Annotated in this window: 15 protein-coding genes; 7 read left to right on the top strand and 8 right to left on the bottom strand. The window is 37.3% G+C overall.

Features of this window, described 5'->3' with window-relative positions; translation table 11 throughout:
* Nucleotides 1-316 precede the first annotated feature (316 nt).
* Entirely contained in the window at nucleotides 317-1,303 is a 987-nt protein-coding gene (locus tag J4771_RS00290) for a L,D-transpeptidase (RefSeq protein ID WP_224135499.1), read from the bottom strand.
* 372 nt (nucleotides 1,304-1,675) lie between these two features.
* On the opposite strand from J4771_RS00290, the gene J4771_RS00285 reads away from it, so the two are divergent.
* Together J4771_RS00285 and J4771_RS00280 are read left to right on the top strand one after the other, a co-directional pair.
* A complete protein-coding gene (locus tag J4771_RS00285) occupies nucleotides 1,676-1,969 on the top strand; it encodes a type II toxin-antitoxin system HigB family toxin (RefSeq protein WP_224135498.1) in 294 nt (97 codons plus the stop codon).
* Nucleotides 1,970-1,973: 4 nt separating this feature from the next.
* Nucleotides 1,974-2,330 (top strand): helix-turn-helix domain-containing protein, encoded by a 357-nt coding sequence (locus J4771_RS00280; RefSeq protein WP_224135497.1) that lies wholly within the window; start codon nucleotides 1,974-1,976, stop codon nucleotides 2,328-2,330.
* 73 nt (nucleotides 2,331-2,403) lie between these two features.
* On the opposite strand, the gene J4771_RS00275 is transcribed toward J4771_RS00280, so the two are convergent.
* The 3 genes from J4771_RS00275 to J4771_RS00265 form a co-directional block, all read right to left on the bottom strand.
* Entirely contained in the window at nucleotides 2,404-3,810 is a 1,407-nt protein-coding gene (locus tag J4771_RS00275) for a glycogen synthase (RefSeq protein ID WP_224135496.1), read from the bottom strand.
* 75 nt (nucleotides 3,811-3,885) lie between these two features.
* Nucleotides 3,886-6,195, bottom strand: coding sequence for a 1,4-alpha-glucan branching protein GlgB (gene glgB / locus J4771_RS00270; RefSeq protein ID WP_317196355.1), 2,310 nt, complete (start codon nucleotides 6,193-6,195; stop codon nucleotides 3,886-3,888).
* Nucleotides 6,196-6,362: 167 nt separating this feature from the next.
* Nucleotides 6,363-7,976, bottom strand: coding sequence for a T9SS type A sorting domain-containing protein (locus J4771_RS00265; RefSeq protein WP_224135495.1), 1,614 nt, complete (start codon nucleotides 7,974-7,976; stop codon nucleotides 6,363-6,365).
* A gap of 245 nt (nucleotides 7,977-8,221) precedes the next feature.
* Here J4771_RS00265 and J4771_RS00260 point away from each other — a divergent pair, with 245 nt between their 5' ends.
* The gene (locus J4771_RS00260; RefSeq protein ID WP_224135494.1) at nucleotides 8,222-9,358 is read left to right on the top strand and encodes an alpha/beta hydrolase; all 1,137 of its coding nucleotides are present in this window, start codon (nucleotides 8,222-8,224) and stop codon (nucleotides 9,356-9,358) included.
* A gap of 293 nt (nucleotides 9,359-9,651) precedes the next feature.
* Here the strand turns inward: J4771_RS00260 and J4771_RS00255 are convergent, their stop codons facing one another.
* Entirely contained in the window at nucleotides 9,652-10,125 is a 474-nt protein-coding gene (locus J4771_RS00255) for a hypothetical protein (RefSeq protein ID WP_224135493.1), read from the bottom strand.
* Nucleotides 10,126-10,152: 27 nt separating this feature from the next.
* Nucleotides 10,153-10,572, bottom strand: coding sequence for a hypothetical protein (locus tag J4771_RS00250; protein ID WP_224135492.1), 420 nt, complete (start codon nucleotides 10,570-10,572; stop codon nucleotides 10,153-10,155).
* 91 nt (nucleotides 10,573-10,663) lie between these two features.
* Here J4771_RS00250 and J4771_RS00245 point away from each other — a divergent pair, with 91 nt between their 5' ends.
* The 4 genes from J4771_RS00245 to J4771_RS00230 all read left to right on the top strand — a co-directional run bounded on the left by J4771_RS00245 (nucleotide 10,664) and on the right by J4771_RS00230 (nucleotide 17,184).
* On the top strand, nucleotides 10,664-12,649 hold the full coding sequence (locus J4771_RS00245) for a heavy metal translocating P-type ATPase (protein ID WP_224135491.1): 1,986 nt from the start codon (nucleotides 10,664-10,666) through the stop codon (nucleotides 12,647-12,649).
* A 254-nt stretch (nucleotides 12,650-12,903) separates the two neighbouring features.
* Nucleotides 12,904-15,045, top strand: coding sequence for a S46 family peptidase (locus J4771_RS00240; protein ID WP_224135490.1), 2,142 nt, complete (start codon nucleotides 12,904-12,906; stop codon nucleotides 15,043-15,045).
* A 76-nt stretch (nucleotides 15,046-15,121) separates the two neighbouring features.
* Entirely contained in the window at nucleotides 15,122-16,126 is a 1,005-nt protein-coding gene (locus J4771_RS00235; protein ID WP_224135489.1) for a polysaccharide deacetylase family protein, read from the top strand.
* Nucleotides 16,123-17,184, top strand: a complete 1,062-nt coding sequence (locus tag J4771_RS00230) for a GNAT family N-acetyltransferase (protein WP_224135488.1) — start codon at nucleotides 16,123-16,125, stop codon at nucleotides 17,182-17,184. Before J4771_RS00235 ends, J4771_RS00230 begins: the two co-directional genes overlap by 4 nt.
* Before the next feature lie 182 nt (nucleotides 17,185-17,366).
* Here the strand turns inward: J4771_RS00230 and J4771_RS00225 are convergent, their stop codons facing one another.
* Nucleotides 17,367-18,773 carry a hypothetical protein gene (locus tag J4771_RS00225; protein WP_224135487.1) on the bottom strand — a complete coding sequence of 469 codons (1,407 nt, stop codon included), beginning with the start codon at nucleotides 18,771-18,773 and terminating at the stop codon, nucleotides 17,367-17,369.
* Nucleotides 18,774-18,913: 140 nt separating this feature from the next.
* On the bottom strand, nucleotides 18,914-21,829 hold the full coding sequence (locus J4771_RS00220) for a M16 family metallopeptidase (RefSeq protein WP_224135486.1): 2,916 nt from the start codon (nucleotides 21,827-21,829) through the stop codon (nucleotides 18,914-18,916).
* Between the last annotated feature and the right edge of the window lie 17 nt (nucleotides 21,830-21,846).

Here is a 21,846-nt window from a genome sequence, read left to right as displayed (position 1 = left end):
CAAAATTGCGGTTCATAACCTCAAATTATACGTTCATCAGATATATTTTTCTGTATATAACCCCAAATTTTAGGTTCACCAACCGTAGAATTGCGGTTCATAACCCCAAATTTTGCGTTCACCAACCTATAGTTTCCGGCTTCCAACCCTAAATTTTATATCAGGTACCTAAACGGAGTTCTAAAAGACCGAAACCGACAGTTTTTTTTAGCTGATAAGGTCAAAAAAAATAATAGGGAATAAAATAGATCTCTGAAAAAAAAACCGTCTCACTTTTGGTTAGGAGACGGCTTCTTTTATTGCAATACCTCCGAAATTAGGCAGCCGGAACTTCTTGCGATTTTGCAGCAGTTTCGGAAATGACCTGTTCTCTATTTTTCTGTTCCTCCATAATTTTCGGAAGTTCAGGTTCAATGATTCCGTTCAGTTCCTCCACCGAAATATCGTTGGAATGCGGATCGTCAATTAAATTTTTCCAAGGTTTTTTCCCGCCCCATTTGTAGTCGCCGAAAACGATGACCGGTGTTCCGTGCGCTTTTACCGTTGCACCGCCTTTGTTCAAAACCCACGTATCGACCCAACCGTACATGAATTTTGCGTCATCCATCAACAACCTCAAACAGGAATGCGACGCCGGAAATCCCGGCAAATCATACTGATGCCACCCGATTCCCAAAGTATTGTGAACGTTCACGTTGAAAGGCAGTTTCCATTCGCTGTCCACGGTGGAAATGGCGAGTTCTTTCTTCCAGTTGGCGTGCATTAATCCGCGTTTGGTTTGCGCGTTTTTTTTTCCCATGCTTGTTGGTCCCCATTTAATGAGTTTCCCGTTTTCATAAACAGAATATGCCTGAATTGGATACGAGAAAAAAACGATTTTCTTCACGTCTTTCAATTTGTCCACATAAGTTGGAAACGGCGTGTACGACATTAAAGTATTGTCGATTTTATTGGGAATTGCGAGTGTGTCGGCTCTCCATTTATTTTTAGAATCGAGTCGGTTTAAAGCCAAAATCGTATAACGTTCTTCCTCCGAAAACTGTTTGTTGAAAGCAGCCATCGCAGAATCTCTTTTCTTTTTGGGAAAGATAAAAGCGGTGTAAGTACTATTAGTTTTTTGCGGAACTTCCTGTTGAATGGAATTTTGCTCCGCCACTTTTGTAGAATCTGAATTAGGATTAATGGTTTCTTTGATCACTTCCGAAACAGGATTTTCCTTTTTGCACTGAATAACGAAAGCAGCAAAAGCCGCCAATAAAAATAGTTGAAAAATTTGAGTTTTATTAATCTTCGGAACCAACATAATTTACTTTTATTAAATAAGAGGTTTACAAGAATAATACCATTGATGGGAGTTGTGGGGAATTAAAAAGAATGTTTGAGTATATTAAAAATAGATCAATTAAAAAAATTTTATTAAAATGATAGTGATTTGGAAAAATTACCTCCCATACAACTCCAAATACTTCTCCGCAGATTTCTCCCAGGAAAAATCATAATTCATGTTGGAGTGTACCAAAGAATCCATCAAACCATTCTCATGGTAAATGTTTAATCCCTAGTGAATTGCATTAAGTGTTTATAAATTTTAACGTTTAAAATCTTTAAACTGAAATATTCAAATAAAATTTCCCGTTTTGGGAATTTTGTATTATATTTGCTTAAAATTATTGGATTGCGAGTTATAGCAAAGAAAATATTACGGGGGTTTTGGGAAAAACATTCTGATTGTGAACAGCAACTTAAAGCGTGGTTCAAGGAAGTAAGTAAGGCAAAATGGAAAAATCCTAATGAAATAAAATCGGAATATCCAAGTGCAAGTATCCTTAACAATAACAGAATTTGCTTCAATATTAAGGGAAATAATTACAGACTAATTGTAAAAATTAATTACGAATATCAAATGGTTTGGATTCGATTTATTGGAACTCATGGTGAGTATGACAAAATTGATGCTAACGAAATTTAAAAAAATGAAAATCAAACCTATAAAAACCGAAAAAGACTACAATCAAGCATTAGAAAGACTTGAGGTAATTTTTGATGCAAAAAAAGGAACCAAAGAAGGTGATGAACTTGAAATTTTGGGAATTTTGATTGACAATTATGAAAATGAATTCTTTCCTATAAATTTACCCGACCCTATTGAAGCGATTAAATTCAGAATGGAGCAATTGGACTATTCTCAAAATGATTTGGCAACGGTGATTGGATTAAAAAGTAGAGCAAGTGAAATTTTGAACAAGAAAAGGAAACTGTCTTTAGAAATGATTAGGAATCTGCATGACAAGTTAAAAATTCCTACTGAAGTTTTAATTCAATCCTACTAAAATACTTTGTAAATAATAATTTCCGAGTTAATGTGAAATAAATCCTGGAAATATTTACCGTGTAGAAAATCTCCTATTTCTCGTACAACTCCAGATATTTCTCCGCCGATTTCTCCCAAGAAAAATCATAATTCATGTTGGAGTGTACCAAAGAATCCATCAAACCATTCTCATGGTAAATGTGTAGCGCACGATGCATCGCATGAACCGCATCTTCCGCAGTGGCGCTTCCAAAATTAATTCCGCTTCCGCCGGTGGAAATATCTTGTACCGTGTCGCGCAATCCACCGGTGTAACGCACAACGGGAACGGTTCCGTAACGCATTGCGTACATTTGGTTCAGTCCGCACGGTTCCACTCTTGAAGGCATCAAAAGGAAATCAGACGACGCATAAATTTTGTGGGAAAGATATTCCTTGTAACCCAAATCCAAAGCAAAGTTCGAGTAGCTGTAACTCAATTCGCTCAACTGATGTTCCACGTGTTTTTCACCGGAACCCAAAATCATGATGTTTAAGGCGCCATACGTTTGCTGAATGCTTTTCCACACGATTTCGGGAAGTAAATCTGCGCCTTTTTCAACCGCAAATCTTCCGATGAAACTGAAGAGCGGCAAATCGGGATTTAGACCGTATTCTTCGCAAAGTTCTTTTTTGTTTTTCCACTTTCCTTCGAGCGCATTTTTTTTACCAAAATTAAAGTCGAGGAAAGCGTCGGTTTCGGGATTCCAAACTTCGGTATCGATACCGTTGATAATTCCGTAAGCTTTTGAATGTTCCTGTTGAACAAGCGATTCAAGACCTTTTAAACTTTGGAAAAGTTCCTGCAAATAACCTTCGGAAACCGCATTGAAAGCGTGACAACATTTCAGCATCGTCGCCAAAGGATTGATGTATCCATCCCAATCCAAAAGTCCCACTTTATCTCCTCTAAACCACGGAAAATAATTCAGCATGTCCCATTTCATCTGACCTTGATATTCACCATTGTGAATGGTTCCGATGGTTTTCACGCCCTTCAAGAAACTAAATTCCGGGCAATTTTCAATCATAAACGGAACCAAACCGGTGTGATAATCGTGGCAATGAAGGACATCGGGACGAATTTTCATGGCAGTCAACCAATGCAAAACACCGTGTTGAAAAGCGAGAAACTGTTGACTTTCATCCCAATATCCATACGGATTATCTCGGTCGAGAAGTCCGGGAATTTTCACCAAATACAAATCGAAACCAAGCGTTTTACCTCTTTCCTTCATCACCTGAACTTGAAAAGCATGGTGACTTTGGTGAATCCAACCGTCGAAAACGATTTCAAAACTGTGGTCGTGCACGAAAGGTTTGTTGTACCACGGCATAATCACGCTTGCTTCTACTCCATCGATTTTGTTGAGATATTTTGGCAATGCTCCCACTACATCGGCAAGTCCACCGACTTTTGCGACAGGATAACATTCCATGGAAAGGTTGAAAATTTTCATCGTTTATTGAGTTACGAGTTACAAGTTTCGTGATACGACGTGTAAAACATGAACTTTGTTTTTGTCTTTTATATTTTAAATATAATCATTGTTTTTTTTCCTACTTCGCACTTCCGTCTTCGGACTTTCCACAATTTTCTTCATTTCTGCGGCGGCTTCATCGGTGGCTTTTTTCAAGCGAGAAGTTTTTGGAGCGGCAACTTTCTCGGAAACCTCTTTTTTCACTGTAGTTTTTCTAACCGGTTTTGGTTTATCTTTTAAAGTCAAAGATGCAATATCTTCTTTTGGCTGATTTAAAGTATCCTCAGGTTTTTTCCGAGCCGTTTTTGGTTTTGAAGCTTCGGTTATTTTTCCTGAAGTTTTTGCAACCGTCTTTTTAGCTGCTACTTTCTTTTGTATCACTTCTTCTTCTGAAGCGATTTTTTTCGTTGTCTTAGGTTTTGCCACAACTGCTTTTGGTTTGAAAACTTTTTTCTTCGCTGCTTTTTTCTGTTTTAAAATTACCCCCGAAAGTGGTGGAAGTTTTAAGATAATTGCGTTTGGGCGGTACATCCATTCATCATCTTCTTCGTCCACGATTTCTGCGGCAACTCCGCTTCCTGCATATTTTTCGTCATCAGAATTAAGAATGACTTCCCAATTGCTTCCTTCATCTACGCCAATTTTATAATCAAAAACTCTTGGAGTTAAGTTCAAAACCGTCATTAAAACATCATCTTCCTTTTTTCCTTTTCTTAAGTAAATATAGATGGAATTATTGCCGTCATTCGCTTCCACCCATTCCATTCCTTGGGGTTTAAAGTTGTTTTCATAAAGTGCGGGTTCGCTCGTATAAAGATGATTTAAATCTTTTACAAACTCCTGCATTCCTTTATGGACGGGATAATTCAATAAATGCCAATCGAGACTTCGGGTGAAATTCCATTCGTTGGTTTGTGCAAATTCATTCCCCATAAACAGAAGTTTCGCACCGGGATGCGTGAACATATACGTGTAAAGCGCACGAAGATTGGCAAATTTCTGCCATTCATCTCCCGGCATTTTGTAAATTAAGCTCGCTTTTCCGTGTACCACCTCATCGTGAGAAAGTGGCATCATATAATTTTCATTATACACGTACATTGAGCCAAAGGTCAATTTGTTGTGGTGGTATTTTCTGTTAATGGGGTCTTCTTTGAAATATTTCAGCGTGTCGTGCATCCATCCCATCATCCATTTCATTCCGAAACCAACCCCGCCGTCGTGAACGGGTTTTGTGAGCATGGGAAAGTCTGAACTTTCTTCCGCAATCGTCATGATATCGGGAAACTCTTTATAAACCGCTTTGTTGAATTCCTGTAAAAATTCTTTGGCTTCAAGATTCACGTTTCCACCAAATTTATTGGGTTCCCACTCTCCTTCATTTCTTGAATAATCGAGGTGAAGCATTGAAGTTACCGCATCAACACGAAGTCCGTCTGCATGATAACGGTCGAGCCAAAACATCGCATTGGAAATTAAAAACGATTTCACTTCAGGTCTTCCATAATTGAAAATGTGGGATTTCCAATCGGGATGAAAACCTTTTCTCGGGTCTTCATGTTCATAAAGGAAAGTTCCATCAAAGAAATGCAGACCATTCGCATCCCCCGGAAAATGGGAAGGAACCCAATCTAGAATGACACCAATGTTACTGTTGTGAAGTTCATTAATCAAATACATCAAATCTTGCGGTGAACCAAAACGCGAAGTTGCGGCAAAAAACCCCGTCACTTGATAACCCCAACTTGGATCGTAAGGATATTCCATCACCGGCATAAATTCGACGTGAGTAAAACCCATTTCTTTGACATAAGGAACTAATCTTTCCGCAATTTCTCTGTAATTAAAGAATTTTTGAGGATCATCTGTTCCGCGCATCCATGAACCGAGGTGCATTTCGTAAACCGACATTGGCGCGTCGAGGGAATTTTTTTTCCATCGTTCCGCCATCCATTTTTTGTCGTCCCATTCAAACCAAGTTGTTGAAATTAAGGAACCTGCCTGAATATTTTGTTCCCAACTCAAAGCGAAAGGATCACCTTTTTCAAGTAAAACTCCTTTGTTGGTTCTAATGCCGTATTTGTAAACATTTCCCCAATTCAAACCGGCAATAAATCCTTCCCAAATTCCGGAACCGTCCCATCTTGGATAGAGTTTGTGTGCTTCAGAATGCCATCCATTAAAATTCCCAATCACGGAAACTTCTTTTGCAAATGGTGCCCAAACCGCAAAGTAAACCCCTTCTAATCCATCAATTTCGGCGGAATGAGAGCCGAATTTATCGTAAAGTTTGTAATGTTTTCCCTCACGGAAAAGGTAGATATCGTGATCGGTAAACAAGGAGTATGGACGAACGTTTTGCATGACAATGGTTTATTGGATTTCGTAGGGGAAATATACGAATTAATCCTTATTTTCTGAAAAAATAGCACTAAATTTTAATTGCAAATACTGTGAGAAACTTTTCGTATTAAAAACAAAAAAAACGTTCCCGAAAGATTCAGGAACGCTTAATAATAATTCAGAAAAATTTATTTCTTAACAATTCTTTTTGAAACAGTGTTTCCTTCTTTATCGGTAATTTGAACTATGTAAGCACCTGCCGGCAATTTATGCATGTTGATTATACTACCATCAAATGCTACAGGAACAGCTTTACCATCCATTGCAAAAACTTTAACAGAAGCCGGAGTCATTCCTTTTACATTAAGCACATCAGAGGTTGGATTCGGATAAATTTCTACATTACTCGCTTTCACACCGTTTGACACTCCCATTACATGTTGAGAAATCTGCAATTGATAAGAGACAGTTTGCGGAGCAGCCCATGTAGAAATCACAAAGTAATAGGTTGTTCCAGCTGTAACAGGCATAGCGGTAATTACTCTAGGAGTAGACCCCGAGTTTGCAACACCAGCAACACATCCAGTTCCTATATTGCTGCAAGAAGTATAGACGAATATTCCAGACCAAGTTCCACCTGGAGTCATTGTAACATCAATAGCACCGTCTGATGTAGGGGTATAGGAATAGAAAACATCATTTCCGTTTAAATAATTGCTTGTACTTCCGCAACCTGTTGCACCAGGAGTTCCGTCAATATAATCGCCATAGTTAGATGTATTATCAGAAGTTGAATACGGCAATGACGAAATTTGAATAGGATTATTGCAGGCAAATCCTACAGGAGCCAATACTGATAATACACCGTTTACGTTGTTTGTACCGTCCCATGCTCCACCACCAGTAGCGTTATATCCGCCATAATAGTACGCTCCTCCGTTGTAGTTATATCTTGTTGCATAATAATACGTTCCAGGTGCAGCAATTGCTCCACCAATGTTCGCAGAGTATTCATCATTATTATTGGAAGGACCTGCAGCATTATAAGTTGCCGGAATCCAATTGGACCAAGTTGAAGGATCTGTATTAGAAGTGCTGTAACCAACCCACGCATTAATTCCAGCTCCCTGTCCAGCGGGTTCAGTAACTCCAGCTTTATAAACTTGACCATAGGCGTCAAAAGCAGCACCTACATTTGCAGTTCCATTCGGTGGCCATTGAAGATTTCCCCAATCAACCGTTTCTGCAGAAAAAGCTTGCTGAATACTAATGTTATCAAGGTAAATATACCAATCTCCTGCAAGTCTCACATGATTAAACCTCATCTGCACTGAAGTTCCTGTTGGTACTGTTCCTGCAGGAATTGTTGCCGTTTTAGTGGCACAACTTGTCGAAACAACGTGATTGCTGTCGTTGATCACTAACAAATCAACCCATGTTGTACCCCCATCAATTGTATATTGTAGCGTTGAAGAACCCCATCCTGCCGGTGTTGCCGTTCCCGGTGGAGTTGATGCTCCTGTAAAGTTAATGACTTTATAGTCAAAACTTACAACTATTTCTTTACCGTTGGAAGATGTAAATGACGGACTTGAAAATGTTCCAGTAGCACTAGAAGCATATAAATTATCCCGCAATGAATTTCCTGCACACGTATTGACGTTTGAAACCGCGGCTCCACCAGATTCTGTCCAACCAGTTGGTAAAGCTGTACTACCTTCAAAATTTACGATAGTGTTAATTTGTGCGGAAGCCCATGTAAGACTTGATAACATGAGAATCCCGAAGTAAAGTTTTTTCATAATAAATAGTATTTAATTGTTTTATAAAAATAGTAATTTTTTTTAAACAAGACCACTACCATTTTAAAAAATTAAAAATAATAATATTAAAACTTTAAAAAACATCCAACATCATCCTTAACAAATCAAACTTCAATGGTTAGAAATTAGATCTTTTTTAAAAAAAGGCCGAAAAGTAGAAACATCGGATGAAGCTAATAAAATAAATATTAATTTTACAATTCAAAAATTGAATGCTGAAGAAAATGAATTTCACAATCACCTCGCTGGAAGACGACAAAAGACCTGTTTACATCACCGGAAATTTCAATAAATGGGATCCCAGAGATTCGCAGTTCGAATTAAAAGAAATTGCCAAAAACACTTATTCTATAGACATTGATGACAAAACGCTTCCAGAAAACATAGAATATAAATTCACTCGAGGAGGTTGGGAGAATGTGGAAATAGACCGTTTTGGAAACATTACTCCCAACAGAAAAACAATCAAAGCAGAGAGTAAAACCACTGACACCGTTGAAAAATGGAGAATCAATTGGGGTCCTTTCAAGAAAGAATTTTTCCCGATTGTGGAAATTATCTCCGAAAAATTCTTTATTCCCCAACTCAACAGAACTCGCAAAATTTGGGCGTTACTACCATATAATTATCATAATACAGATAAAACATACCCGGTTCTCTATTTACAGGATGCGCAAAATCTCTTCAATGAAGGTTCTGCATATGGAAATTGGGAAATCGACAAAAAAATGTCAATCCTTGCTGAATATGGAAGAGGAGACGTCATCATTATAGCGATTGAAAACGGAAGTGAAGACCGGATTAAAGAATATGTTCTAGACTACAATTCCATCACCGAAAATGCGGAAGGTAAAAAGTATATCCGATTTCTTGCAGACACTCTGAAACCTTATGTAGATTCCGTTTACCGCACAAAACCTGAAAGGGAATTCACAGGAATTGGCGGCAGTTCTCTAGGAGGATTAATCAGCATTTACAGCGGTTTTCTTTATCCTGAAGTGTATTCCAAACTGATGATTTTCTCACCTTCACTTTGGGTAAATCCAGAGAATAATTTTCCGCAGATGAACTTTAAAAATCCTTACAACATTAAAGTTTATATGTACGGCGGTGAACAGGAAGGCTCACAAATGACCGAACGAATCGAGCGTTTTGAGAAAACTATGGAAGGTTGGGAAGATTCACACTCCCTCCAATTCGATTTCAAAATAAGCATCAATCCTGAAGGAAAACATCAGGAGTTTTTTTGGTCGCAAGAATTTCCTCGCGCAATGGAATGGCTGTATTACAACACCACGGAAGATCCAAAAGAATTGGCAAAAAAGGCAGAAATTATTCGCAGCGAGACAAGTGACATTTGATGAGAGATACGAGTTACAGGCTTCGTGATTCGTGATTCGAGCATTGCGAGGAAATGTCTTTCATCTACGAAAATAAATAACAACCTAAATTTTAGTCTTGAGGATTCCTCACTTCGTTTGGAATGACGACTTCTTGCAGCAGATAAATAATGGGGAATCGGCGCGGCTTCGCCGCGCCGATTCCATCAAAAAATTATGACAGGAAATGTAATTCCTGACGGAACCGAGGAATATGTTTCATAAAAAAAGGCTGTCTCAAAGGACAGGCTCTTTTTTAAGTATCTTCTTTTTTCTTATTCAGAAACTTCTGTTTTTGGTTCTTTTACCGCTAGTTCGTAAACGTTTCCGCGCATCAAATATTTGATTCTCTCTCTTGTGGTCACTGTATTTACTTCACCATTTTTTACGATGATGATTCGGTCACCCGGAGCAATATTTTGATCACCGATCCAATCTTCAGGAGCGACATCATTTTCCTTTTCCTTCATATCTTCCAAAATAATTTCCGCCATTTCCTGAAACTTTGGATCATCGGAATAAATAACTTGATATTCGGGATCTAATCCAACTCTGAACGTTTTTCTGTCGGCAATTAAATTTCCTGTTGTATTCGGCATCGGATTATCAGAACCATCCGTGAAACCTACTTCAATTAACTCACCGCCCTTTTCGCTGGCGTAATTTTCCGCATCGGCAAATGTTTCGAAATTCGTTACAACCGTGTAATCGTCATATGCAAATCTTTGCAATCTTTCTGTACTTTCCATAACTTTTATTTTTGTGATTAGTGATTTCTATTGGTCTTTTTTTTCTTCCATTTCCTCTTTAACTTCGTGCCATTCGTTGTCTTTCAATTTCGCTTCAATTTTTTCAGATTTTAAACTTTGTCTTAAATAGCCGAACAAACTCATGTAAACATTGGCGACAAAAACCAAGGCAAAGAACGAAACCAAATAACCGCGCCAATCTTCATAAAGCAATTTAAACTCAGTAATGAACAAAAAAATTGCTGTTACGTAATGGCTGAAACAATACTCGCAGGTAAAAAGGTAAAAGAATTTTCTTTCCAGCAACTTTCTGCATTCCTGCGATTTTTTCACGCAATATTCTCTTGGTTCTTTGAAGATTTCTTCGTGAGTTACCGTCCATGCCACACACGCAATCGGAATTGCAAGTACCAATAACGATAAGATTTGTTGAAGTAGAGGTTCCATTGTTTATTTTAAAATTCACGGACAAAAGTGATGCCACATAAAAAATATTGGTGCTTAATTTGTATATTTCGTCAGAAAAAAATATTAAAAAATGTCCCAGGAATGTTGCAGCCACGAACCGAAAACGCCTCAAAAACAACCTCAAGCAGACACGCACCAACATCAGGAAAACGATGAACATGACCACGACCATTCTCATGCTTCAGAGGGGAAATCAACTTTTCAGATGTTCTTTCCTGCAATAATTTCTTTTTCACTTTTATTGATAGGAATTTTTCTCGACCATTTTCTAAAACCTGCTTGGTTTGCGGGTTGGGTTAGATTTGTTTTTTACCTTTCTGCTTACATTCCCGTTGGTTTTCCTGTTATGAAAGAGGCATTTCACAGCATTCGTTATAGTGACTTTTTTTCTGAATTTTTATTGATGTCGATTGCAACAATTGGTGCTTTTGCCATTGGCGAATATCCGGAAGGAGTTGCGGTAATGCTTTTTTATTCAGTGGGTGAAGTTTTTCAGTCGATGGCGGTGCAAAAAGCCAAATCAAACATCAAAACTTTGCTCGACCAACGTCCGGATGAAGTGACTATTTTAGAAAATGAAATTCCCAAAACCATCAAAGCACAACATGCAGAAATTGGTCAAATCATCCAATTAAAACCCGGCGAAAAATTAGCTTTGGATGGAGAATTAATTTCAGAAAGTGCTTCTTTCAACACCGCTGCTTTAACAGGAGAAAGCAAACCTGATACGAAAAAAAGCGGCGACACAGTTTTGGCAGGAATGATTAATTTGAACACGGTTTCTTCGGTTAAAATCAATACCAAATTTCAGGATTCCAAACTTTCAAAAATTTTGGAAATGGTCCAGAACGCCACTTCCCAAAAAGCAAAAACCGAACTTTTCATCCGAAAATTTGCGAAAATTTATACGCCGGTTGTAGTTTTTCTCGCGATTGCAATTATGCTTCTACCCTACTTTTTTGTAGAAAATTATATTTTTCGCAACTGGTTGTATCGCGCTTTGATTTTTCTGGTGATTTCCTGTCCATGTGCTTTGGTAATATCGATTCCCCTTGGATATTTTGGTGGAATTGGGGCCGGAAGCAAAAACGGAATTCTATTTAAAGGAAGCAATTTTTTAGATATTTTGGCGAATGTTCAACATGTAGTGATGGACAAAACAGGAACCATGACGAAAGGTGTTTTCAAAGTACAGAAAGTTCATTTTCAGGATGGATTCAATAAAGAAGAGACCATGAAATACCTAAATCTTCTCGAAAGCAAATCCACACATCCGATTGCGACTGCAATAAATGAATTTGCGGGAGAAATTGATCATTCTATTTCTATTGAAAATGTGGAAGAAATTGCAGGACACGGTTTGAAAGGAACCATTCAAGGCAAAGAAATGATGGCAGGAAATTTCAAGCTGATGGAAAAATTTGGAGTTCAACACAACATCAATCATCAAAATGTTTCTGAAACTTTGATTGCTGTTGCCTATGACCGGAGATTTGTCGGTTATATCACCATTTCAGACCAAATAAAGGAAGATGCTGCTGAAACAATTTCTTTGTTAAGAAACATGAAAGTTAAAACCACGATGTTGAGCGGCGATAAAACCGCAGTTGTAAAAGAAGTTGCCGAAAATTTGGGAATTTCCAACTATTTTGGAGACTTACTTCCAGAAGATAAAGTGAATAAATTAAAGGAACTCAAATCCAAAAATGAAAGTGTCGCTTTCATCGGAGACGGCGTAAATGACGCGCCAGTTGTTGCTTTAAGCGATGTTGGAATTGCAATGGGCGGATTGGGAAGCGATGCCACGATTGAAACTGCAGATGTTGTGATTCAGGACGATAAACCTTCAAAAATTCCGGTCGCGATAAAAATCGGAAAGGAAACAAAAAAAATTGTTTGGCAAAATATTGTTTTGGCGTTTGGTGTAAAAGCCATTGTTTTAATTTTAGGAGCGGGAGGTTTGGCCACAATGTGGGAAGCGGTTTTTGCGGATGTTGGCGTTGCACTATTAGCAATTTTGAATGCGGTGAGAATTCAAAACATGAAGTTTGCGTAGGGAAACATCGCAATTTGTGCAAAATCCGCAGGATTTTACCAATGAATCCGTTTTGTCCAAAAATTGTAGATGCACGATTTATCGCTTGTTAAGCAAAGAACAATTCGTAAAAATATAAACCATTCCGTCAAAAATTCTGCGAATTTTCGCCACCCTAGACTGCTTCGTTCCTCGCAATGACTGGGGAATTGGCGTAGGTTTTTCATTTCCCTAAAATTCCGTATTTTTAGCAATCAATTTTAAAATTTTAATTCATGATAAAGAGAAGTTTTTTGCTTTCGGCAATCATTGTTCCGGCTGTAATGGCTTTTGCGCAGCAATACGGTGGAATGTGGATTCCCACGGAAGTAAACGAAAAGGAAATGAAAGCAATGGGACTGAAAATTCCTGCAAAACAATTATTCGATACGCAAAAAGCGAGTATTAAAGATGCCGTAGTTCAGTTTGACGGCGGTTGCACCGCGGAAATTATTTCTCCGAAAGGTTTGCTTTTAACCAACCATCATTGCGGTTATGACAATATTCAAAGTCATTCTACGGTAGAAAATGATCTGTTGACGAACGGTTTTTGGGCAAAAAACATGGGCGAAGAATTGCCAAATCCTGGAGTTACGGTAGATTTTATTGCTGACATAAAAGAAGTTACATCCTCCATTTTAGCGGGAACGCAAGGTTTGGAAAGCGCAGATTTAACCAAAAAAATCAATGAAAATATTGAGAATTACAAAAAATCTCAGAAAATTGAAAGCTATCAAACGATTTCTGTAAAACCGATGTATTACGGAAACAAATACTACGCGTACATTATAGAAACCTACAAAGATGTACGTTTGGTGGGAGCTCCGCCAAGTTCTATCGGGAAATATGGTTCGGATACCGATAATTGGGTTTTTCCACGCCACACAGGCGATTTTTCGATGTTTAGAATTTATGCCGACAAAAACAACAAACCTGCAGAATACAGCAAAGACAACATTCCTTATAAGCCGAAACATTTTCTTCCGGTTTCTATGAAGGAGAAAAAAGAGGGAGATTTTACATTTGTTTATGGATTTCCAGGGAGAACGCAGGAATATTTACCCGCAATTGCGGTAGAAAAAATCAGAACCGAGATTGATCCTGCAATGATTAGCGTTCGAGACATCGCGTTGAAAACTTTGGACGAAAAAATGCGTTCTGATGCTGCAACAAAGATAAAATATGCCTCAAAATATGCAAGCATCGCAAACTCTTGGAAAAAATGGAAAGGTGAAGTAGAAGGACTCACAAAATCTGATGCCGCAGGAAAAAAGCAAAAATATGAGCAGATGCTGATTTCAAAAAATCCTGCCGTGAAAACAACTTTGGATGAGCTGAACCGACTTTACAACGAACAAGCTCCTTATGCGTTGAACCGAGCTTATTATGGCGAAACCGTGAGAAACGCTGAAACTTTAACTCTTGCCAATAACTATTACAATTTTATCGCAGCTGTAGAAGCCGGAAAAATGGATGCAAAAACTTTGGAAGGTTTCAAAAACAGACTTTCGGGAGTTTACAAAGACTTTGATGCTGAATTGGATGCAAAAGTAACAGCAAAATTGCTTGCGCATTACGCCAACAAAGCTCCGAAACAGTTTTTACCAGCTGGTTTTGAGCAATATAAAAACGAGGCTCAAAATCTTCAAACCATCGAAAATTTATCCAAAAATTCTGTGATTACGGGAAGAGGTTCCATGAATGGAGCAACAACTTATTCGGACATTAATAAAGTTTTTGCTGACCAAAATGCGTTGGTTCAAAATTTAAAGAATGATCCTTTGATGAAGTTATTTTCCGCTCTCAGAGAAGGTTACATGACTTCTACCGATGGGAAAGTATCCTCTTTACAACAGCAAATTGACGCCAACCAGAAGAAATTTATGGCGCAACAAATGGAAACCGATAAAGACCGCAAATTTTTCCCTGATGCGAACTCAACTCTTCGTGTAACTTATGGAAAAGTTGCTGGTTCCAATCCGAGAGATGCTTTGTATTACGGTTATCAAACCCATTTAAGCGGTGTTATCGAAAAATATATTCCGGGAGATTACGAGTTTGATTTACCGAAAAAACTCATCGAACTTTACAACAAAAAAGATTACGGAATTTACAAAAATTCAAACGGTGATGTTCCGGTAAACTTTACGGCAACAAACCACACTACTGGTGGAAATTCTGGAAGTCCGGCTTTGGATGCGTATGGAAACTTGATCGGACTAAACTTCGATAGACAATGGGAAGGAACGATGAGCGACATTAACTACGACCCAAAATTCTCCAGAAATATTATGGTGGATACGAAGTATATTCTTTTCATCATTGATAAATTCGCCAATTCCAGATGGTTGATTGATGAAATGAAGGTGGTGAAGTAAAAGAGCCAAGAACAAAGATCCATGAAACAACAAAAATCCGCAGAATTTTCTGTGGATTTTTTTATTACTTTTGAATATGTCTTTCAAGCAGAACCTCATCACTTTTTCATCAAGATTTCAAGGGGACGATTTCGGAAAATCTTTTCCACTAAATCATTTCATCCCGGTTTACCACACCGTTTCTGATGAGCATTTGCCACATTTAAAGCACATTATACATTATAATAACATAAAAGATTTTGAAAAAGACCTCGATTTTACTTTAAAGCATTTTCAGTTTGTGAATTGGGATGAGTTTAAAGATTTTCAAACAGGAAATTTTAAACCAAAAAAGAAAATTGCGCTATTAACCTTCGATGACGGACTTAGGGAATTTTACGATGTGGTTGCTCCGATTTTAGAGCGAAAGGGGATTTATGCCATCAACTTTATCAATCCAAAATTCATCGATAATAAAGAGTTGATGTTTCGCTGTAAAGCAAGTTTAGTGGTTGATGTTTTAAATAACATAAGGAATCTAAACCCAGAAATTTATAAAATTCTGGAAACAGGCTTATCATCAAAAGAGGTTTTAAAACAAAAAATTAATGAAATCAGTTATAAAAACAGAAAGATTTTAGACCAAATTGCGGAGCTTTTAGAAATTGATTTTCAGGAATTTTTACAGCATCAGAAACCTTATATGGCTTTAGAGCAACTCAAAAAAATTTCACAAAAAGGATTTGGAATCTCCAATCACGGTTTTGACCACCCACTATATAAAGATTTGACCTTGCATCAACAAGTTGAAAACACCGACCAAGCAAGACATTATATCAAGCAAAATAATTTCATCCACGAAAGCTTTGCGTTTCCGTTTACCGATTTCGGCGTAAAACAAGAATTTTTCGACGAAGTTTTTAAGAATCAAAATCTATTTTGTAGTTTTGGTTGCGCAGGAATAAAATTTGACAGTTTTTCTAAAAACTTCCAAAGAATCCCGATGGAAAATGGCAAGGTTGCAGAACAGACCTTAAAGGAAGAAACCGCCTATTTCAATCTTAAAAAGCTGTTCAACAAAAATACAATTCGCAGGATATGATTACACTTCTATGTTTAAATAAAAAAGAACTGGAATCATTTGTGAACTCTGGTGAATACAGCACATTCGATTTTCTTCCGATTACGAAGCATCGAGCTTTGTCACAAATTAAAAATGAAAAAGCAGATGATGAAGACGTTTTGCTCACACTCGCTTTTGAAGGTGAAAAACTTGCAGGTTATTTAGGAACCTTCCCAGACAGATTAAAACAAGAAATAAAATTTGCTTGGTTGAGCACGCTGTATGTAAGTGAAAATTTTCGCGGAAAACGGATTGCACAGCAACTTTTAGAAAAAGTGTTTGAAAAATATGACGGGAAAATAGGCATCACGGAATTCACCAAAGAAGCAGAAAGCCTATACAATAAAACAAAACAATTCCATTACATCACCCCTAAAACCGGAAATCGATATTATTTCAAAAGTGACCTGGGCGAAATAGTTCCGAGGAAAAAAAAGAGTTTAATGCGATTTAAACCTATTTTTCAAATTGCAGATTTTGTGGCCAATTCTGTTATTTCTTTTAATAATCAATTTACAAAAACGCACCAAATCAGTTTTGAAATAAAGGATTTTGTGGATGAAGCAAGCTCTATATTTTTGGAACAGTTTGAAAAGCATAGAGCTTCCGAAGAGATTACTTGGATTATGAATAATCCTTGGGTTTTGGAGGGAAATAATGTAGAAAAAGATTATCTATTCTCTAGCTATGCGAAAGAATTCAAGTATTTTTGGGTGAAGATTTTTGACGAATATGGAAATATTGAAGCATGTTCCTTACTTAATCTGCGTGATGGACATTTGAAAATTTCCTATTTTTTTGGCAAAAGAAAGAACTTCGTATTTTTTCTACAAAACTTTATCAGAGATCATAGAGTAAAGGTCCTCACCTCTTATCAAACTGAATTAAACGAAAGTTTTAATAAGAAAAAGTTCCCAAAGATTCACCAAAAAGATTTAGAGAGACGTTACCTGTTTCATAAAAAATTGCTGGAAATCCTGCCGGAAGATTTTGAACCGATCTTTCAGGACGGAGATGGCGATCCTGTCTTCACCTAAAAAAGTTCCGGAAAAAAATTCCGGAACTTCAGCTTTCATGGGCACAGTTTTTTCTCAATTATTCATTTTGATCCTATGTAAATTGAGCTCTCATTGTTATGTTTCACATTACAAATATGCGTAATTATTTTCAATAACAAAACCGTCAAATCACCCATTTTTTTTGTTATTGATTAAAAATTTTAATCACAGTTACATTTTTTGCGGCGGTGCCTCTTCAAATCGTTGTCCCAAAACGGATAAAATTTTAGGGCAAGGTATAAATCTGCGGCATGAAGCTTTTTATGTTTAAACAGTAATGGAAGTGCATTTTCGCTCCCTATAATCAAAGGACCAATTCTGAAATAACCGCCAAATTGCAAATTTCGATATTCGTAAAGGGAAGTCGATACTCCGTAACCAATCACCGGTTTTTGCACGGAATAGGAAAGGTGCAAAATATTGCTTCTTTTCAAGGAATTTTCAAAAATTGGCACACGCTGAATCCAGTTTGCATTCATGTATCTATTTTCACCAACATTTTTGCTGAAGTTCAGATTAACGCTTGTCGGCAAGCCAACTGTAAAGTGATTTCCCTGAAAAGAGGCAGTAGGACTTCCATAAACTTCCTGACTTACTGTTTGTAGAATTTTCTGCGGCGTATCAAATTTTTTATTTTCAAAGGTTGAATTTTCTGTAAGCTGAATCGACTGACCAGTAAATCGGTGGTTTTCTCCCAGAAAATTCACAAATCCTACGTCAAGTATGTTAAAACTGATTTTTGAAATATAATCCTCTGAATTTTCATCCTTATTAACGAAAGTTAAGCCCAGGTCAACTCCTGCTCCATTTCCACGCCTTTTCAATTCATATTTGCTGGAGTCGAAATTGTAATTGGTGGCATAACTCGCTTCGATGTCGAAATTGTGAGCCGAAATTAAATCTTTGGAAACTCCGTCTGCATCAACAATTGTAGTTCTGGTCAATTCCATTTCAGCACTTTTGACCACCACTGCATCCAATCCCATCCCGTATTTCAAATTTCCACCAATAATCCACTGATAATTGGAATTTGGGAAAACTTCTGTCGCAAAATTAAATCCAAATTCTGCCCAATTCATGACATTTACTTTTACCGGCTTTAATTCATAAAACTCTGGTTCTTGGTAATTTTGATTACCAAAGCGCAAATAATTGTCTACCCGTACTGCAGCGGTTTGAGTTCGAAGTCTTGAAAATAAGCCAAAAGCAAAGCCTTTCTCCTTGATTTTGGTTTTGAGACTGAAAGAAGGTCCTAACACATCTGAGCTGAAATGATAAGTTGCAAAATTTTTGTTGTAAAAATCAAAAACATCGGGCGTGTTCTCACCTGTAATATTTTTTCTTGGACTTGCGGTTTGGATGGAGGCATTTCTTAAACCTAAAATACTTTCCTGAGAAATGTACCCATAATCGTTTTGAACAAAGACATTTTCTGCAATCAAATTCACATCCCACGGATTTGGATTGAGAAATGTTTGAGTTGGCGAAATTATCGCCGCGTTGATTCCGCTGTACTTATCATTGCTGAAAAGGTAGGATTCTTGCCCGAAAATTGTACTGGAAATCATAATCCCAATCACAATCGATATTTTTTTTTGATGCAATTTTCAGTCTTTAATAGATCAACAAAATTACTTCAATTTTATTTTTGAAAAATAAAAAAAGTGAAACCGAAATTTCACTTTTTAGTTATAGGGGATAATTTTTTTTAATAGCCAAAAATCTCTTCCAAGCTCACTTCCTGGAACGTTCCCATTTTATTGATCGAATCCATATCAAGGTTTTCATTTTTCCCGATGATGGCGGTATTGTATTTCAATGGCTTCACTTCCGTATTGTAGAAATTGGTTAACTCAGCTAAAGTCAGTTTTCCGATTTCTGCGTAAATGTCTTTTCTTAAATCGTAATCAACGCCTAATTTTTTAAGGTTTAACTGATTAAAAAAGATGTTGGTTCTGTTGATTCTCGCGGAAGCAATTTGTTTCAACGCAGAATATTTCGCATTGTCAAACTGCGCCGGAATTTGCGGAAGATTCGCCATCAATTCATCCATCGCATTTACCGCTTGTGGAAGCTTGTTGGCTTGAGTTCCGATATAGGTCGTCACATAATCGGGTTTGTTTAACTCGCCATTTGCGGCGTAAGAAACATAAGCAGAATAAGCCAAACTCTTACTCTCACGAATTTCCTGGAAAACGATTGATGACAAACCACGACCAAAATATTCGTTGAAAACATTGATTTTGCCAAAATTTTTAATGTCAACGTTATTTCCCTTGCCTACTTTGCTCATTTCGGTTTGCACCATGTCATAATTGGTGAAAAACACTTTTCCTTCTGTTGCAGGTTCAGGATAATTTTTCTTTGCAGGAACTTTCAAGGTTTCCTTTTCTACAAAAGATTTCGCGTAATTTTTAAACTTGTTGAAGTCTTTTCCGTAGAAGAAAATTTGGTAAGGCATTTTCAGCAAATACTGAATTTTCTTGGTCATTTCTTCAGATTTAATGGCGTTCAGTCTTTCTTTTGAAACCACATCTGTAAATCTTGATTCTTTACCGAATTTGGCATAATTAGAAAGTGCGTTCATAATTCTTGCCTTGTCTTTTTTGGCAACATCGCGACTTTCCAATATGGTTTTCACCGTTTCCTGATATATTTTTTGGTCAGGTTTTGCGTTTTGCATCCAACTTTTCAAAAGCTCGATTCCTTTCGGCATATTTTCTTCCAAACCAGTTAATGAAATGATTAATTGATCAGGTGCAGTTCGGAAATCGTTGGTAATTCCGATCTTAAAGAATTCCTTCTTCAAATCTTCTGCAGAAAATCGATCGGTTCCCAAATATTGCAAAACTTGTGTCGCCAAACCAAGCTCTTTATCATGATCGCTTCCAAACGGAAAAATGTAGTGAACTTGCGCAATATCGTTGTATTTATTCGCAACAAAACTTACCTTTTTGTCACCAATTTTATCGGTTTTAATGGCTTTTGCATAATCGATGAATTCCGGTTTTATTTCAGACGATTTCTCGTTCAAAATATTTTTCAAGAATGGCGATTGCGATTCTTTGTTGAGTTTTATCGGCGTAATTCCCGGATTTTCAACTCGAACCAATTTGTCGTTTACACCTTTTTCTTTTTTAATGACTACATAATTGTCTTTAAAGAAATCGTTCGCAAACTTCACCACATCGGCTTTGGTGATTTTTTCATACTCATTGATTTCATTCAGTTCTTGTTCCCAATCTTGTTTGTTGATATAGGTTTCGTAAAGTTGTGTCGCCAAACCATCCGCAGTTTCATAACTTTTCATACGTTGGATTTTCATGTCGTTCACGATTGCCGGAATTAGCCAATCAGGAAAATCACCTTTCTTAACTAAATCAATTTGCTCCAACAACAATTTTTTGGCATCATCTAAAGTTTGGTTATTTTTCGGAACAATCACCATCGAGAAAGCTCCATAATTTTTGAAAGCAGATTCATAAGCCAATGCGCGCAACGCTTTTTGTTTTTGGTTGATGTTCAAATCAATCAAACCTGATTCGCCGGAATTGGTCAAGATATTGGCAACCAAATCTGCAAGTCGAGCTTCCTGAGTTCCGTAAGAATCAGTTCTCCACGCCATTTGAAGTCGTGGTGCGGAAGGACTTTTCACTGTTCTTTCCACGATTTTGGTCATCGGTTCTTCAGAAACCATTTTCTTCATCGGCAATTCCTTGAATTTAAAAGTCCCGAAATATTCATCAACCAATTTTATAGTTTTGTCGAAATCTAAATCACCCACCAAAACCATTGCGTAATTATTTGGTACGTAATACTCGTCAAAATATTTGTGAATTGCGACCATTGAAGGGTTTTTCAAGTGTTCCGATTTTCCGATCGTAGTTTGTTGTCCGTTCGGATGTTTTGGGAAAAGTGCGTCCATCAATTCATAATTCACCAAACGGGAATCGTTGTCTTGAGCCCGGTTATATTCTTCGTAAACCGCCTCTAATTCGGTATGGAACAACCTCAATACCAATTCTGAAAATCGCTCTTTTTCAACTTTCAGCCATTTTTCGAGTTCGTTGTTTGGAATGTTGTTTTTGTAAACGGTCTCGTCCAACCAAGTGTGTGCATTCGTTCCGGTTGCTCCGAGTGAAGAAATGGCTTTGTCGTATTCGTTTGCAATAGCGTATTTACTCGCTTCCTGGGAAACTTCGTCGATTTTTTTGTAAATCGCCTTCTTTTTTTCGGGATCTTTTTCGGCTTTGTGTTTTTCGTACAAATCAGAAATTTGGGCAATCAGGACTTTTTCTTTTTCCCAATCGGAACTCCCCAATTTAGAAGTTCCCTTGAACATCATGTGTTCCAAATAATGCGCTAAACCCGTATTGTCCGAGGGATCGTTGTTGCTCCCCGTTCTTACAGGAATATAAGTCTGAATTCTCGGTGCGTCATCATTTTTTGCCAAATAAACCTTGAGACCGTTTTTTAAGGTATAAATTCTTACTCCGGTTTTGTCGTTTTGTACAGTTTCGTAAGTGTAACCGGATTTATCGGTGATTTTTTTTGTTTCAAATTTTTGTGCGTTCGTCATTAGTATCGCTCCTATTATTGATAATGTTGTTAAAAATTTCTTCATTTATTTTTATTAAAATT

Origin of the sequence: Candidatus Kaistella beijingensis (assembly GCF_020084865.1) — a bacterium.
Taxonomy (GTDB): domain Bacteria; phylum Bacteroidota; class Bacteroidia; order Flavobacteriales; family Weeksellaceae; genus Kaistella; species Kaistella beijingensis.
The sequence above is the reverse complement of the archived record's forward strand: the minus strand, read 5'-3'. Positions and strand labels throughout refer to the sequence as shown.